Origin of the sequence: Peptoniphilus harei (assembly GCF_900454685.1) — a bacterium.
GTDB classification, from domain to species: Bacteria; Bacillota; Clostridia; order Tissierellales; family Peptoniphilaceae; genus Peptoniphilus_A; species Peptoniphilus_A harei.
Window position 1 is genome coordinate 1,477,415 of sequence record NZ_UATM01000032.1, and the last position, 16,174, is coordinate 1,493,588.

A 16,174-nucleotide genomic window follows, 5' to 3' on the forward strand; every position below is an offset into this window, starting at 1 on the left:
ATGTTAAGAGAAAATAAATTATCAATAAAAATTGGAAAGGCAATCTTAATTTTTTACCTATTAATTTTTATAGTTTCAATCTTTTGGACTCCCTATGATCCCAATGAAGTTGTGACAAGCAATAAATTCCTTGCGCCTTCTCTTAGTCATCTATTTGGGACTGACAATATGGGCCGTGATATCTTATCAAGGATAATGGAAGGAACAAAAATTACTATAATGCTTTCTTTTGGAACTGTATTTTTTGCCCTAATCTTTGGCTCAATTATTGGAGGGGCTGCAGGATATTTTGGAGGCAATGTAGATGAAGTCCTAATGAGATTTATAGATTCTCTAATGGCCTTCCCAGGAATCTTATTTGCCATGATGCTTGTCTTTGTTTTTGGAGCAGGAGTTATGAATACTATAATTGCCATAGGAACTATGTCTATTCCCTATTTTGCAAGAGTTGTCCGTAGTGGATTCTTGCAAGTAAAGGAAGCTGTCTTTGTTAAGTCAGCCATGGTTAAGGGTGGAAGTCCTCTTTATATTGCAAAAAATCATATTTTTCCAAATATAAAAAATCAACTTATGGTGGCAATTATTTTATCAATATCTGCTGCTATTTTATCTGAAGCTGGACTTTCCTATTTAGGTCTTGGAGTTCGCCCTCCTCACCCTTCTTGGGGAAGAATGCTAAAGGAATCACAAGCTTATTTCAACCAAGCACCTTGGTACTTCGTGTTCTCAGGTGTAAATCTTTCCCTATTAGTTCTTGGATTTACCCTATATGGAGAAAACTTTAGGAATAAGAGATTAGAGGAGAAAAAAGGATGAATAAATTATTAGAAGTTAAGGACCTGACCGTTGCCTTTGAATTAAATGGCGAATTAAAAAACGCAGTAAATCATATTTCTTTTGACCTCTATGAAAAGGACTTTGTTGGTCTTGTTGGAGAAAGTGGTTGTGGAAAAACAGTGGCAACTCAAACTGTTTTGGGGATTCAAAGCCTTGATGCCCATATAGTATCTGGATCATGTAAACTCAAAGGCAGAGAAGTATTAAATATGTCTGAAGAAGAATGGTCTAAGTACAGGTCCAGGTCTATCTCAACAATATTTCAAGAGCCTGGTTCTGCCTTAAACCCCCTACAAAAAGTTGGAAAACAAATAGAAGAAATCTTAAAAATTCACTATGACTTTCCTAAGGAAAAAAATAAAAAAATTGTTTTAGAAACTATGGCCAAGTGTGGCTTAAGAGATACAGAAGCTGTTTATAACAAATATCCTCACGAACTTTCTGGTGGAATGCAACAAAGGATTGTAATTGCTATGAGTTTAATTGCCAACCCCTATGTACTAATTGCCGATGAACCAACTACTGCTCTTGATGCCAATATTGGCAAGCAGATAATAGAACTTTTTAAGGACATAGGAAAGCTTTATAATGGAGCAATTCTCTTTATATCTCATGATTTAAATTTAATTGAGAGAATTTCAAAAAGAGTCTTGGTTATGTATGCTGGTCGCATTGTTGAGTCTGCCCCTACTGAGGAACTTACAAAGAACCCTATGCACCCTTATACAAAAGCACTTGTTAAGGCCGTGCCTTCATACAAGAAGAGAGGCCAAAAGCTTTATAACATAAGAGGTAAGGTTCCTGCTCTTAAAAATAGGAGTAATGAAGGCTGTCCTTTCTGGGACAGGTGTGACCACGCCATGGATATTTGTAAGGAAAAATTCCCAGAAACTATAGACTTTAATGGACACAAGGTTTCTTGTCATTTATTTGGAGATGAAAATGGAAGAAATATTAAAAATTGAAAATGTTGGAAAAGTTTATAAATCTTCTTCACTACTCTTTAAGAAAAAAGAAAATAGGGCCCTTAAGGATATAAATCTCACAATTAATAAGGGAGAAATATTTGGTCTTGTTGGAGAAAGTGGATCTGGTAAAACAACTCTTGCCAATATTATTTTAAGACTTGTGAAAGAAAGTGAAGGCAAGGTTTACTTCAAGGGAAAGGACGTCTCTGAGTTTTCAAAGGAAGACCTCTTTAATTATAGAAAAGAACTTCAGGTTGTCTTTCAAAATCCCTACTCAGCCCTAAATCCAAAAAAGACTATTGGTTTTTCTTTAAAAGAAATTTTAAATATTCACAACTTATATAGTGAAGAAGAAAAAAATGAAAAAGTTTTAAAAATTTTAAGTGATATAGAATTGGAAGAAGATATTCTCGACCAATATCCAAGGAGCTTATCTGGTGGTCAAAAGCAAAGAATTGCCATTGGCCAAGCATTAATTATTGATCCAGAGTTTTTAATAATAGATGAAGGTGTCTCTGCACTAGATGTTAGTATTCAAGCACAGATTTTAAATTTAATAAAGTCTTTGCAAGAAGAGTACAATTTCACATGTCTATTTATTTCTCACGATTTAAATGTAATTTCCTACCTATGTGATAGGATTGGAGTTTTATACAACGGAGAATTGGTTGACCTATTTAAGACTGGGGATCTCAAATCACCAGATAGAAATGAATATACAAAAGAACTTTTCTCCTCAATAAGTTTAGATTAAAGATTTATAAAAAATTAAATTATATAAAAACAAAAGCTGTAAGTACGATGTGCACACATCTAAATACTTACAGCTTTATTTTATTTCAAGATTTCTTTTAAATCCTTATTATTTTGTTGTCTAATTTTATTTATTTGACGTCTTCCTTCATAACCTTCAATAATTTTTTTCTCTTCAAGACTTTCTCCAATAATTGCAGGAATCTTACCTGGCTCAGTTCCCTTGCACTTAAAAGTTAAGAAGCAAAAGGCTGCAAGTTCAGTTTCACCTGTCATGGGAGCTTCCTTGGTAAACTTCGTAAAAACTTCTACAGAAGTGTTTCCGATACCAGATATAAAAGTTGTAGCAGTTAAGAAGTCACCTTGGTTTATTGGCTTGAGAAAGCTTAAGCTGTCACATGAAATTGTAGCAACCCTTCCCCTAGTGTGTCTTATGGCACAAGTTCCAGAGCTGTGGTCTGCAATCTCAAAGAGTCTCGGTCCGTAAAGCGTGCCTCCAGTATTTAGGTCTGTTGGCATTACACCATAAGTGAAGACTACCTTTGATTCAGAAACTTTTTTTGAATTAGTAGAGGTATTTTGCAACTTCAGCACCTAATCTTGCATTATTCTTAACAAGGGCAATGTTAGCTTCAAGAGATTTTCCTTCAGTTACTTCAAGAACCTTAGTTAATAGGAATGGAGTTGTTTCTTTTCCGTGGATTCCCTTTTCTTCAGCTTCAACAAGAGCTGCTTCAATTGCCTTATTGATTTTGTCTTCGTCCATTGAATCTGCTTCTGGAATTGGATTTGTAAGAAGTATTCCTCCAGTTAGGCCAAGCTCCCATTGAGTGTTGGCTGCATCTGCTGCTTCTTGAGGAGTCTTGATATTGTAGTCAACCTTAAATTCAGATTTTCTAGTGAAGAAGGCTGGCATATGGTCTGTTTGGTAACCAAATACTGGCACTCCCTTTGTTTCAAGGTATTCAAGAGTAAGTCCAATATCAAGGATTGATTTACAGCCTGCACAAACAATCATAATGTCATTTGATGCAAGTTCTTCAAGGTCTCTTGAAATGTCAAAAGTTGTTTCAGCGTGTCTGTGAACTCCACCGAGTCCGCCAGTAACAAAGATTTTGATACCAGCAAGTCTTGATGCAATAATTGTTGATGCAACTGTTGTAGCACCATTAAGTCCACGAGAAACAATGTAGGCAAAGTCTCTTCTTGATGCTTTAATAATGTCCTTAGAAGTTGCCATAAATTCTAATTCTTCTTCGCTTAGACCAATTTTAATTTTTCCGCCGATTATTGCAGTTGTTGCAGGAACAGCTCCATTTTCTCTAATAATTTCTTCACAAGCCTTAGCTGTTTCAATATTTTGTGGATAAGGCATTCCGTGAGAAATAATTGTAGATTCAAGAGCAACTACTGGCTTACCTTCTTCCATTGCTTTTTTAACTTCGTCACTGTACTCAACATATTTTTTTAGCATTTCGTTGTTAATCATAAATTTCTCCTTTTAAATTATTTTCATTCATATCCTTTGAACAGGATTCAGCACTCATAAGGGTTATTCTCGCTGCAGCTTCTGCAGACGCCATTCTTTCTTCTATTTCTAAATCATTGTAGAGTCCATAGGCATAACCTGCCATAAAGGCATCCCCTGCTCCACTTGCACTTTCTATCATAACTTCTCTTGGCTTTCTCATCATTTTAAAATCTTTTTCAAAATAATATGATCCATGGCCACCTGCTGTTATTACTAGACTCTCTAAGCCTTTACTTATTAAGTCTTCTCCAAGTCTATCAATATTATCAGTTTCTAAACCAGATAGGGCCTGAGCTTCATAAATATTTACCTTTAAGAAGTGAATCTTATCTAAAAGATTTTTAATCTTCATTACTTTTTTAGTTGAAACACCATCAATTAAAAACTTGCCCTTTAGATTTTTAAGAACGTAATCAAGTGTCTCTTCTTCAAGATTTGTATCCATTATTGTAAACTCTGCATTCTCAATAATTTTTCTGTTTCTCTCTACATAATCCTTGTCAATATTCTTTATAAGGTCCATGTCTGAAATAGCAACATACATATCCCTTGTTTCATCTAGGATTGCGAGATAGTGAGGAGTGATACCATCAGCTATTAATACTCTCGAACTGTCAACATTTATCCTGTTGAGCTCTGTCAAAATATTTTTACCGGCATCGTCTCTTCCCACTACTGATAGAAGACTTGTATTAACTCCAAGTCTCGCTAGGTTTTCGCAAATATTTCTTCCAACGCCACCGCTAGAATATTCAATTCTTCCTGGATTTGAGTCTCTTTCTTTCAAGTTATCAAAGGTTGAGCCTGTTATATCCATATTGCATCCACCAAGTATTGCAACATAGGTATCTTCTCTTAGGATGTAGCCCCTCCCCAATATATAACCCGATGCCATCAAGTTATTTATGTGAGTGGAAACCCCCGACCTTGTGATATTTAATTCATCAGCAATCTCTTGCTGAGACATTCCAGGATTTTTCTTCAAAAGATTTATAATCTCTTTTTCTCTTGGAGTCAAAAAAATCACCTCTAATCATTTACTTATATTTTAATCAAATGATTAGAGGTTGTCAATATCTTATAAAAATTTTTCTTGATTTTCTTTTATCTTATCTTCTTCTATGGCTTCTCTATAACATCTTCTGCAGAGTGGTTCATATTCTTCAACTGCCCCAAGTTCTACTCTCTTGTCACTCTTTATTTTTCTATGAGATACCCAGGCATCTGTTCCACATTTCCTGCAAACTGCATGATGTTTGTTTAGATAATCAACCTTAGGCATAAGTTCCTTTACTATTTCAAAAGGATGAGCCATATAGTCCATGTCAAGACCTGCAAGGACAATAGTAATTCCCATTGCAAGGATTTTTTCCAAATTTTCTAGAACAAGTTCAGGTGAGTCACATAAAAATTGTATTTCATCTATTCCAATAACTTGTGGAGAGTGCTTCTCTGCATAGGCTACAATTTCATTTATTGATTCTACTTCAACAGCCTCTAGGGAAATCTTGTCATGTGTGACAATTTCATTTTTAGCATATCTCTTGTCTATTAGAGGTTTAAAGGCAACTACCTTGTAATTTGCAATAGAGAACCTCTTAAGGTCTTTTTCAAGAGAACTAGTTTTTCCAGAGAACATTGAGCCAGTGTGTAAAATCATTCTTCCTCTATACTGATGCATTATATTATCCCTTATATTCTTCTACAATTGCTTCTTCAATTACAATGTCATTCACTGGCTTATCCATAAATCCAACTCTTGTCTTTGCAATGTCATCAACTACATCCATTCCTTTGAAGACTTGGCCAAATACAGAGTGCTTACCATCAAGCCAAAAAGCTCCACCCTTTTCTTCATAGGCCTTTACAATTTCTTCTGGATAACCATTTTCTTCCCCTGCATCCTTCATTTGTGAAAGTATGTCATCGGAAAGTTTGTCTCCTTGAACTATAAAAAATTGAGATCCATTTGTATTTGGACCAGCGTTAGCCATTGACAGAGCTCCCCTAAAGTTTCTAAAGTTTAGGTCAAACTCATCCTTAAAAGGTTTATTCCACTTACTATCTCCTCCACGACCTGTTCCACTTGGGTCTCCCCCTTGGATCATAAAGTTTTCAATAACTCTGTGGAAGATTATTCCATCATAGTATTTATCTTCTATAAGTGAAATGAAGTTTTCAACAGCAAGTGGTGCTGCTTCTTCAAATAGTCTAATTTTTATATCACCTTTATTAGTTTTTAATACTGCAATTTTTTCTCCTATTGCAGGTTTTTCAAATTGTTTTAACATTTTATCTCCTTTCATACGTAGGTCTTCATATTAATTCTAAAACCTTGTGTCTTTTTTCGCAAATAATAATATATAAGAGTCAAAAATATTCCCTTTAGCACAGATGATAAGCTCATAGCAATCCAAATTCCATTTACATTAAAAATTGGCATAAATAGAAGAGCCATAGGTATTCTAGAAATATTTAATACCATGGCATTTATAGCAGGGTATCTTGTAAGTCCCAGTCCATTTAGCATCCCCGTTGTCCCAATTTCTAAAGCCATAAAATATTGTGAGAAGGCTAAAATTTTTAGGTAATCAATACCAGCCACAATTGCATCGGGGTCTTTTGGAATAAAGAGCCTAAATAAGTTTTCTGCAAAGAAAAATAATAGAACTGTTGCAAAGATCCCAATAATATTTACAATTTTCATCGCTTCACGTCTTCCATCATGAAGTCTTTCATAATTTTTGGCCCCAAAGTTTTGACCAAAGAAGGCTGAAAAGGCAACGGCAAAACCATCAGCAGTCATCCATGATATAGATTCAATTTGTGAACCAATGGAATATACAGCAATGTAGAGAGCTCCAAAGCCTGCTATATACCTATTTAATATCATACTCACTGAAGCATGAATTAGGGACTGGAGGGCTGCAGGAAGTCCTAAGTTTAAAATTGATTTATAGTAGAATCCTTCTGGAATCTTAAGGTAATTTGTCCTCACAAATATTTCCCTTGTCCCTATTCCAACATAAATATATAAAAGACTTGATATCATTTGAGCAAGGACCGTTGCAAGAGCTGCTCCCTTAATTCCCATTTGAGGAAAAATCCCTATTCCAAAAATTAAAAATGGATCTAGGATAAGATTTATAACTAAAGAAATAATTGAAATCTTAAAGGTAGTAATTGAATTTCCCTTGGCAAAAAATGCCGAAGATAAAATTGGATTTAAAAAAGTAAAAATAAGGCCACCACTGACAATTAATAAATAATCAACTGCCATAGTATGAACTGATTCTTCTAGCCTATAAAATCCAATAATTTCATTTCTCATACTTATGTATAGGATGCTTAAGCCTATACATAAGATTAAGTTTAATCCAAAGCCTGCAAGCCAAACTTTCTTAGATGACTCATCATCATTTCTACCATAGGACTGAGACAAGCCAACAGAAACTCCAGTCTTGGCAACAAGTGTTATTGCCTGGGCGATCCAAACTAAAAAGGAACAGGCTCCCACAGCAGCTACTGCTTCTGTAGAGAGTCGTCCCAACCACATTAAGTCTACAAGAGAATAGGCCATTTGAACAAAGGCCGTTCCCATTAACGGCAAAGCCATTTTTAATAGGGCAGAAAAAATATTTCCCCTTAGTAAATTGACTTCCCTCATTTATTAACAGTCACCTTGGTCTGTGATTATTATTGGCCCGTCCTTTGTGATTGCAATTTGGTGTTCATATTGTGCAGATAGTGAACCGTCTTTAGTCCTTGCTGTCCAGCCATTATCATCTATAGTAAGTTCCTTTTTGCCCATATTTATCATTGGTTCTATTGTAAATACCATTCCCTCTTGAAGTCTTAAGCCACGTCCAGCTGTTCCATAATGAAGAACTTGTGGGTCTTCGTGCATTTCTTGACCAATACCATGGCCTACAAATTCTCTTACTACAGAGTAACCATTTTCTTCTGCGTGCTTTTGAACTGCAGCTCCAATATCTCCAAGTCTATTTCCAATTACGGCCTTTTCAATTCCCTTGTACATGGATTCGCGAGTAACTTCCAAAAGTTTTTTTGCTTCGGGAGAAACTGTACCTACTTCATAGGACCAAGCTGAATCAGCTAGCCATCCATCAACATTTACTACCATGTCAACAGTTATTATGTCTCCATCTTTTAAAACATATTCCGTTGGAAAGCCGTGACAGATCTCATCATTAACAGATGCACAAATTGAATAAGGATAGCCTTCGTAACCCTTTTGCTCAGGATAAGCTCCTCTTTCCTTTAAATAATTTTCTACAAACCTATCGATTTCAATTGTCTTTACACCTGGCTTAATAAAATCTCTAAGCTTGTGGTGAACATCTGATAAGACCTTGCCTGCTACTTGCATTTTTTTGATTTCATCTTCAGTTTTTATAATTATCATTTTAACTCCTTTACTATCTCACTTAAGTCATCGTCTTTTAGTGCCCAATCATAGGCATCTTCATTTATTTCTATTGCCTTAATAATTTCTTCTTTTGCCCAGTCATCTCTTCCAAGCAAGTGGAAGGAGCAGGCTTTATTGTAGTGGAGATTTACAGATTTTGGAAAATCTATAAGTCCCCTATTTAAAATTTTTATAGCAGCATCATAATCTTTTTCTTCAATATAAATTGCAGACATATTTAAAAATAAAAAAGGATCTTCAAATTTTCCTATGGCATCATAATAGTATTTAAGTGCCAACTTATTATCTCCCTTCTTCTTACACAGGACTCCCATATTATATAGGGCCCTTCCATAGTCGGGTTTTATATCCAAAGATTTTTTTACATATCTTTCTGCTTCTTCATTTTCATTTAGAACTTCATAGATAGATCCCAAGTCGTTATAAGCAACAAAGTCATGCTTATCTAATTCAATAACCTTCTCAAATTCCTCTATGGCAAGTTTACTTTCACCAAGCTTGTCATAGGCATGAGCCAGATAATAATGGGCTCTGTCATAATCAGGATCCAAATCAATTGCACTTTTATAATTTTTTATGGAGTAGCCTATGTCCTTACCTTCAAAGTCATTACTAATGGCAAGACCATAATAAGCTCCAGGCATTTCCTTTAAGTCTAAAATTTTTTGAAAGTAAGTTTTAGCTTCTTTGTAATTTTCTTTTTTAAGGTAGATGTCAGCTAACTCAAAGTATACAGAAATTCTTTCATCAATATCTTTATCAGATGTGAAGTTAAGAGATCTTAATAGAAGGTCTTCCGCCTTATCGTAATCCTCATCTATTAAAAATTCTTCTGCTAAAATTAAATAGTTTTTAAATTTTAAGTCCATTAAAAAACCTCAATTCCTATTCTATTATATAGTATTTTTTTCAATTTCACAGGCATAGAAATAATTTTTAATTAAATATATAATGAGTTTGGTGATTTATATGAGAAGATTTTTATCTTTTAATGATTTTTTTAAAGAATATTATGGCGGCAAGACTGTAAAGCTATCTCTTGATGGTGGTTTTTCTTGTCCCAATAGGGATGGGACTCTATCTGAAATTGGCTGCATCTTTTGTTCTGATGATGGCAGTGGAGAATTTGCTGGATCAAAATATTTAAGCCTTGATGAGCAAATTGAATCGCAAAAAGAATTTCTAAAAAATAAATGGAAGGCAGAAAACTACATTGCCTACTTTCAGAATTTTACCAATACTTATGGTTCTCTTGAGACTTTAAGAAAAATCTACGATGAGGTTGTTAAACGTGATGACATAAAGGGAATTTCTATTGCAACTAGGTGTGACTGTCTTGATGATGAGAAGATAGAGTACTTAAAAGAAATCTCCAAGAAGAAGACTTTGTGGTTAGAACTTGGCATGCAAACGGTTAACGAAAATACAATTAAAGTTATTAATCGTGGCTACTCCCATAAGATTTTTGATGAAACTGTAAAAAAGTTACAAGATGCCAATATTTTATTTTTAATTCATGCTATCTTTGGCCTTCCCTTTGAAGATGAAAAAGATTTTGAAAATACAATAAATTATATAAGAGACCTGGCACCCTTTGGTGTAAAGTTTCACAACTTATATATCTTAAAAGACTCGCCTATATATGAATTATATAAAAATAAAAATTTTAAAATTCTATCAAGATATGAGTATGTAGACTTGGTCTTAAAAGCCCTTGATACTATTTATGAGAAAACTGTCGTCCATAGAATTACTGGCGACCCTCCAAAGGCAAAGCTCTTTGAACCTACCTGGTGTGCTGATAAATTATCTGTGATTTCTGAAATAGATAAGAAATTAAAAGAAGATAATAAAAAAGTAGTTTCTCAAGATGATATTAAAAAAATTGTAGGCTATTGGAAGAATATAGATCGGGCTTTTTAATAGTCTTCTTAAAATTTCTTCCCCACTAGTGTATAATGTATAAGGATAAAAATACTTAGTGTTTTATAGATAAAAGGAGAAAAATGAAAAATATTTCTAGAGATATAATAAAAAAATATAATGTTAAGTTTGTAATTCTTGGTTCTGATGAAAATGCCTATGGGATTGCCCGTATTTTAAATGACAACTACGGACTAATCTCCACAGTTTTTTGTCAAAAAGCTCTTCCTGCAACTGATAATTCAAAAATCTTAGACAGGCGAATTATAGAAAACTTTTCCGACAACGAAGTCTTTGTCAGTGAGATGATAAAATTTGCTGAAGCTAACAAGGATGCAAGTTTAATTACAATTCCTTGCGGAGATGAGTACTCCAAATTACTTTCCAACAACAAGGAAAGGATTAAAAAATATTACAAGTTCAACACTCCTTCTACTGACTTAAATGACAGGCTAGAAAATAAAATCGATTTTTATAATTCTTGTGAAGAGCTTGGCATTCCTTACCCTAAGTTTGCAATAATAAATTCTTCTAAGGAGATTAAAGACCTTGACCTTCAATTCCCACTTATACTTAAACCCAATGATTCAATTTCTTATGTGAAATTATCTTTCCCAAATAAGTACAAGGTCTACACAATTTATGACTATGAAGAACTTGAAAAAGTTGTAAAAACTATTTACGACGACAACCACTATGAAGGCACAATGCTTGTACAAGAATATATTCCTGGACCTGCATCAAACCAGGCTTCCTTTAATGTCTACTGTGACAAAAATGGAAAGGTGAGGATGATGGTTTATGGACAAATTCTTCTTGCTGACCCACTCCCACTTAGGATTGGAAATAACGATGCAATTTACACAAGATATATGCCAGACCTTTATGAATTTTATAAGGAAAAATTGGAATCAATCCACTACACAGGCTATTCAAACATTGACTTAAAGTATGACCCTCGAGATAATACTTTTAAGGCATTTGAAATGAACCTAAGACTTCCACAAAGTCATTACTTCATGGCTGCTGGTGGAGTTAATGTCCTTGATTTTTATATTCGTGACCTCTTAGACCTAGGTTTTGAAGAAGAAGTATATTACCACAAGGAAACTTCGAAAATTTGGATGAATGCCCATCCTAAGCTTTTAAAAAATTATACAAATGAAAAGTACCACAAAACTATTGATAAGCTTCTAAGGAATGGCTATGAGTTTACAATTAACAACAAGAAAGACTTTAGCTTCAGTAGAAAGATTACTTATCTAAAGAGGAAGTACGGATCAATTAAGCACTACAAGATGTATTACAAGTTAGAAAAATAATAAAAATTAAACCAGCTCAAGGGCTGGTTTTTTATTATGCTAAATATTAAGTTATTTTATTTTTTAAAATATTTTTCTATTTGCTTAAAGTATTTTTATTATATGTTTAATACTTTCTCCAACTTTAATCTTTCATTTCTTAAAAGATTTTATTTTCTTTACTAGATTAAGTTTTTTTATTCCATGTTCTGCTAGCAAAAACTTCAAAACTTTTATTCCAAATTAATTTTTCCCAAATAAAAATCCCAAGCTAAGCTTGGGTTATTTTAATCTCTCGACTGAATTATAAAGGCTGAGCCAGAATTTATTTTTATAGTGGCTTTCTCTCCCACCATCTCATTGCTAACTCCCCTGCTGGGATTTTCTGAATTGATTTCAAGGTCTTCCACTTCGTAATAAAGACCTTTAGTTGTAAAATTCATGCTTGTGCCTGCATTGATTAGAGAAAAATACTTCTTATTTGTTTTTTCAAAGTCATAGAAACCTTCTTCTACATAAATAACTTCGTTGTAATCATCTTCTATTTTTGCCCTTATTCCCTTCATATATAATTTTTTTAGGTTCATAAGATTGGCAAGCTCATGGTCAAGTCTCGTCCCAAGAGCCCCTAAGATTACAATATCTTTATATTCTTCATCAACTAAGTATGAAAGTGCAAGTTCTGTATCTGTAAAATCTTTTTTTGCTGGAAATTTTTTAACTTCAATCTCGTGTTCTTTGATATAAGTTAAAGCTTCCTCTCCAATTGAGTCAAGATCACCTAATAGGATATCTGCTCTAAGTCCATACTTCATTAGAAGCCTTGCTCCTCCGTCTGCTATGATTATAAATCTGTCAAGATACTTTTCTATTAGTTCTTTGGAGACTTGTCTTCCTCCAGAGATTAAAAGTGCTTTTTTCATAACAATTCCTTAAAGGCTTTAATATTTTCTCTAGTTTTATCTTTTTGAAAGATTGCTGACCCTGCAACAAGGATGTCTGCTCCTGCATCTAAAACTTCTTTTGCATTATCAAGTTTTACTCCGCCATCAACTTCAATTAATGTCTTAAGATCTCTCTCTTCAATCATCTTCTTAACTTGACTAATTTTTCTAAGGGCAGATGGTATAAATTTTTGTCCTCCAAAGCCTGGGTTAACACTCATTATCAAAACTAGGTCTAACTTATCAAGAGTATAGTCTAAAATCTCAAGTCCATCGGAAGGGTTAAGTGCAAGTCCTGCCTTCATACCATGGGACTTAATTAGTGAAAGAGTCCTGTCAAGGTGCTTTATTGTCTTAGGATGGATAGTAATAATGTCGGATCCAGCATTTTTAAAATCTTCAATAAAGTTTTCTGGATTTTCAATCATGAGGTGGGTGTCAAAGGGAATATTTGTTAAGGGCCTCAAGGATTTTACAATACCTGGTCCATAGGAAATGTTTGGTACATAATTTCCATCCATTATATCAAGGTGAAGAAAATCAACTTTTTCTTCATTAAGTATTTTTATTTCTTTTTCTAAATTTGTAAAATCTGCTGAGAGTAGTGATGGTGAAATCATTAGTAATCTCCTTTGCTTTTTAATTCCTCATAAATATATAAGTAGTTATCGTATCTTTCTTTTTCTATTTTGCCTGCTTCAACTGCTTCTTTAACTCCACACTTTGGTTCTTTTATGTGGTTGCAATTGTTAAACTTGCAAGTTGAGTATTTTTGAAATTCTCTAAAATAGTTTTTTAATTCATCTCTATCAATATTCAAGCTTAGAGAAGAAAAACCTGGGGTGTCAAAGATATAAATATCGTCCTTAAATAATATTTCTGTGTGCCTTGTTGTGTGCTTTCCTCTTCTAGTCTTGTCAGAAACTTTTCCAACTTCTACATCCCTATCTAAAATTTTAGATGTAATCGTAGACTTGCCTGCCCCGCTGACTCCACAAAGGGCAACTGTCTTTCCTCTGATATAATTTCTTAAGTGTTCAATGGAATCATCCTTAAAAGAAATCATAAAAGTTTTAAATCCAGAATTTTTATAAAGTCTTGATAATTCTTCGCTGACTTCCCTATCTAAGTCACACTTATTTATAAGAATTGTGACATCAATATCTTGGTGCTCAGCCTGGATAATCGTCTTATCAATAGTAACGAGATTGTATTTTGGGTCCATAACAGGAACAACAACTAGAGCCATATCAACATTAGCTACCTTTGGCCTTGTGAGCATATTTTTTCTGGGATATACTTTTTCAATATATCCCAGAGTCTTTTCTTCAAACTTAAATTCTACATTGTCACCAACTATGGGGTCTACCTTAGTGTGTCTAAAGTTACCTCTTGCCCTAGTCTCATAAACTTGTCCTTCAGCAAGAATATAGTAGAAACCACCAGTTAGTTTTATTATTTTTCCTATCATTATTTTATCTTCTCAGTCTTAACAAGATTGCCATCGACATAAATATTGTATTCACCAGGTCCAATGAGTTCAACACTTGCCACATCTCCTGCTTCAATATTGTAATTCCAAACGGTTTGAGATCCTGTTTTATTTCCATTAGCATCTCTTACTCTATCGGCAGAAACCTGGTGGCTTTCACCATCATCAGGAACCTTAACTTTTATATGATTTGTCTTGTTAAACTTATCTTCGTTGTTATTGTTATCTTCATTGTCTTTTTCATTTTCTCTGTCATCTTCTTCTAACTTAGGTCCCTTGGATATATAAAGTGTAACTGTTGAACCCTTTTCAACACTTGTCTTTGGTTTTGGATCCATGTCATAAACTTGGCCTTCAGAAACCTTATTACTATTTCCATTTTCTATAACAACAGTAAGTCCAAAGCTCTTTAACTGATTTACAACAATATCTTGGTCCATACCCTTGTAGTCACTTAAGACTACTGGAGTCTTGTCAACTCCCTTTGAGACAATAAGCTTAACTGCAGTTCCTCTTTTGACAGAGTAGCCTCCATCAGGATTGGAATAAATTATCTTTCCCTCTTCAACATCGTCATTAAATTCTTCTTCTACAGATCCAAGTTGTAGTGCATTTTCCTCAAGAACTTTTTTAGCTTCTTCTGCTGTTAGTCCCTTAAGTGGAGGAACTGGAACAGAGTCTGGTAATTCATTTATCTCAAGGGTAACTGTAGTTCCCTTATCAACTGAAGTTCCCTCTTCAGGATTTTGCCCTAAAACTACTCCGTCTGGCTCTTTTTCGTTTTCAACTGTATTGACATCTAATACTAGTCCCTGAGCCTCTATAAGCTCTTTGGCTTCTTCACGTGTCTTTCCAATATAATTTTCAACAGCAATTTTTTCTACTACGTCGCCTGACTTCATTCCCTTCATTGCCTTTGGAACGACATAAATTAAAAGGGCAATAATAACTATTGCAGAGAATATACCAAGTATTGCCGGAGCCGCTGATTTTTTCTTCTTTACAACTTTTTTGGATTTCTTTGATCTTTGTGAGTCCATGTTATTGGAATGATTTCTATTTGGTCTCCTATTGATAGGAGGAGTGACAACTGTCCTACTATCATCTTCATCATAAGTTCTATTTACAGAGAAGCTTCTAGCACCCATAGTATAGTCTTTAATGTCTTTAATAAGTTCAAAAACATCCTTGTACCTCATGTCCGGATCCTTTTCTGTCATCTTAAGGACTAAGGCATCTACAGATGGGTCTAGACTCTTTATAAATTCAGAAGGCCTTGGCATTTGTGATTGAACCTGCATAAGGGCAACTGAAACTGGGTTGTCTGCATCAAAAGGAAGTCTTCCTGTTAACATTTCAAAAAGAACTATTCCCAGTGAATATATATCAGACCTGTTGTCTACCTTTGCTCCCCTTGCTTGTTCTGGTGAGAAGTAGTGGACAGACCCCATAACAGCATTTGTAGCAGTGACAGTTGTGTTGTCTGCTACTCTTGCAATTCCAAAGTCCGTTACCTTTATCCTGTCATCTCTTGTCACCATAATATTTTGTGACTTAATATCCCTGTGAACAATGTGTTTTGAATGAGCAACCTTTAGGGCTTCAGCAATTTGTATGCAGTAGTTTAATGCTCTTTTTTCAGATAACCTACCTTCATCATTAATTAAGTCCTTTAGGGTTTTTCCATCAATATATTCCATAACAATATAGTGTACTTCCTTGTCTTGGATTTTTTCTGTACCAACATCATAAATGCTCACTATATTTGGATGAGATATACTTGCTGCTGCAAGGGACTCCCTCTTGAATTTTCTTATAAAATTATTGTCTTCATTGTATTCTAATTTTAGAACCTTAATGGCAACTATCCTATCAAGTTTTTTGTCATGGGCCTTAAAGACATTGCCCATTCCGCCAGTGCCAATTTTTTCTAATATTTCGTATCTATTTCCTAATATTTTATTAATCATTGCCC

The 16,174-nt window shown here is 34.3% G+C and carries 17 protein-coding genes; 5 read left to right on the forward strand and 12 right to left on the reverse strand.

Annotated features, from left to right (window positions below):
- Genes DRZ96_RS08400 through DRZ96_RS08410 form a run of 3 tightly spaced genes read left to right on the forward strand, consistent with a single transcriptional unit; the run spans position 1 to position 2,559 of the window.
- The gene (locus tag DRZ96_RS08400; RefSeq protein ID WP_112890295.1) at positions 1-816 is read left to right on the forward strand and encodes an ABC transporter permease; all 816 of its coding nucleotides are present in this window, start codon (positions 1-3) and stop codon (positions 814-816) included.
- Positions 813-1,802, forward strand: a complete 990-nt coding sequence (locus DRZ96_RS08405) for an ABC transporter ATP-binding protein (protein ID WP_112890296.1) — start codon at positions 813-815, stop codon at positions 1,800-1,802. Before DRZ96_RS08400 ends, DRZ96_RS08405 begins: the two co-directional genes overlap by 4 nt.
- Entirely contained in the window at positions 1,780-2,559 is a 780-nt protein-coding gene (locus DRZ96_RS08410) for an ABC transporter ATP-binding protein (RefSeq protein WP_112890297.1), read from the forward strand. The genes DRZ96_RS08405 and DRZ96_RS08410 overlap by 23 nt, the downstream gene beginning before the upstream one ends.
- A gap of 80 nt (positions 2,560-2,639) precedes the next feature.
- Here the strand turns inward: DRZ96_RS08410 and DRZ96_RS08415 are convergent, their stop codons facing one another.
- From DRZ96_RS08415 to DRZ96_RS08450, 8 genes are read right to left on the reverse strand one after another with little or no spacing between them, the layout of a single operon-like run.
- Complete coding sequence (locus tag DRZ96_RS08415) at positions 2,640-3,143, reverse strand: acyl-CoA thioesterase (protein WP_172605476.1); 504 nt, start codon at positions 3,141-3,143, stop codon at positions 2,640-2,642.
- Positions 3,124-4,047, reverse strand: a complete 924-nt coding sequence (locus DRZ96_RS08420; RefSeq protein ID WP_112890298.1) for a pseudouridine-5'-phosphate glycosidase — start codon at positions 4,045-4,047, stop codon at positions 3,124-3,126. The genes DRZ96_RS08415 and DRZ96_RS08420 overlap by 20 nt, the downstream gene beginning before the upstream one ends.
- Positions 4,040-5,116 (reverse strand): carbohydrate kinase, encoded by a 1,077-nt coding sequence (locus DRZ96_RS08425; protein WP_236587187.1) that lies wholly within the window; start codon positions 5,114-5,116, stop codon positions 4,040-4,042. The genes DRZ96_RS08420 and DRZ96_RS08425 overlap by 8 nt, the downstream gene beginning before the upstream one ends.
- Before the next feature lie 51 nt (positions 5,117-5,167).
- Positions 5,168-5,770, reverse strand: a complete 603-nt coding sequence (locus DRZ96_RS08430) for a thymidine kinase (protein ID WP_112890300.1) — start codon at positions 5,768-5,770, stop codon at positions 5,168-5,170.
- A 4-nt stretch (positions 5,771-5,774) separates the two neighbouring features.
- Positions 5,775-6,380, reverse strand: a complete 606-nt coding sequence (locus DRZ96_RS08435; protein ID WP_112890590.1) for a peptidylprolyl isomerase — start codon at positions 6,378-6,380, stop codon at positions 5,775-5,777.
- Between the two features lie 11 nt (positions 6,381-6,391).
- On the reverse strand, positions 6,392-7,756 hold the full coding sequence (locus tag DRZ96_RS08440) for an MATE family efflux transporter (RefSeq protein ID WP_112890301.1): 1,365 nt from the start codon (positions 7,754-7,756) through the stop codon (positions 6,392-6,394).
- 3 nt (positions 7,757-7,759) lie between these two features.
- On the reverse strand, positions 7,760-8,515 hold the full coding sequence (gene map / locus DRZ96_RS08445) for a type I methionyl aminopeptidase (RefSeq protein ID WP_070701720.1): 756 nt from the start codon (positions 8,513-8,515) through the stop codon (positions 7,760-7,762).
- The gene (locus DRZ96_RS08450) at positions 8,512-9,408 is read right to left on the reverse strand and encodes a tetratricopeptide repeat protein (protein WP_112890302.1); all 897 of its coding nucleotides are present in this window, start codon (positions 9,406-9,408) and stop codon (positions 8,512-8,514) included. The genes map and DRZ96_RS08450 overlap by 4 nt, the downstream gene beginning before the upstream one ends.
- Before the next feature lie 100 nt (positions 9,409-9,508).
- Here DRZ96_RS08450 and DRZ96_RS08455 point away from each other — a divergent pair, with 100 nt between their 5' ends.
- Both DRZ96_RS08455 and DRZ96_RS08460 read left to right on the forward strand, forming a co-directional pair.
- On the forward strand, positions 9,509-10,462 hold the full coding sequence (locus DRZ96_RS08455) for a TIGR01212 family radical SAM protein (RefSeq protein WP_112890303.1): 954 nt from the start codon (positions 9,509-9,511) through the stop codon (positions 10,460-10,462).
- 83 nt (positions 10,463-10,545) lie between these two features.
- Positions 10,546-11,784, forward strand: coding sequence for a carboxylate--amine ligase (locus DRZ96_RS08460; RefSeq protein WP_112890304.1), 1,239 nt, complete (start codon positions 10,546-10,548; stop codon positions 11,782-11,784).
- A 266-nt stretch (positions 11,785-12,050) separates the two neighbouring features.
- Here the strand turns inward: DRZ96_RS08460 and DRZ96_RS08465 are convergent, their stop codons facing one another.
- The 4 genes from DRZ96_RS08465 to pknB are packed head-to-tail and all read right to left on the reverse strand — an operon-like array spanning position 12,051 to position 16,169.
- A complete protein-coding gene (locus tag DRZ96_RS08465; protein ID WP_112890305.1) occupies positions 12,051-12,686 on the reverse strand; it encodes a thiamine diphosphokinase in 636 nt (211 codons plus the stop codon).
- Positions 12,683-13,327, reverse strand: coding sequence for a ribulose-phosphate 3-epimerase (gene rpe, locus DRZ96_RS08470; RefSeq protein WP_112890306.1), 645 nt, complete (start codon positions 13,325-13,327; stop codon positions 12,683-12,685). The genes DRZ96_RS08465 and rpe overlap by 4 nt, the downstream gene beginning before the upstream one ends.
- A complete protein-coding gene (gene rsgA, locus DRZ96_RS08475; protein WP_112890307.1) occupies positions 13,327-14,178 on the reverse strand; it encodes a ribosome small subunit-dependent GTPase A in 852 nt (283 codons plus the stop codon). The genes rpe and rsgA overlap by 1 nt, the downstream gene beginning before the upstream one ends.
- Positions 14,178-16,169 carry a Stk1 family PASTA domain-containing Ser/Thr kinase gene (pknB, locus tag DRZ96_RS08480; protein WP_112890308.1) on the reverse strand — a complete coding sequence of 664 codons (1,992 nt, stop codon included), beginning with the start codon at positions 16,167-16,169 and terminating at the stop codon, positions 14,178-14,180. The genes rsgA and pknB overlap by 1 nt, the downstream gene beginning before the upstream one ends.
- Positions 16,170-16,174 lie beyond the last annotated feature (5 nt).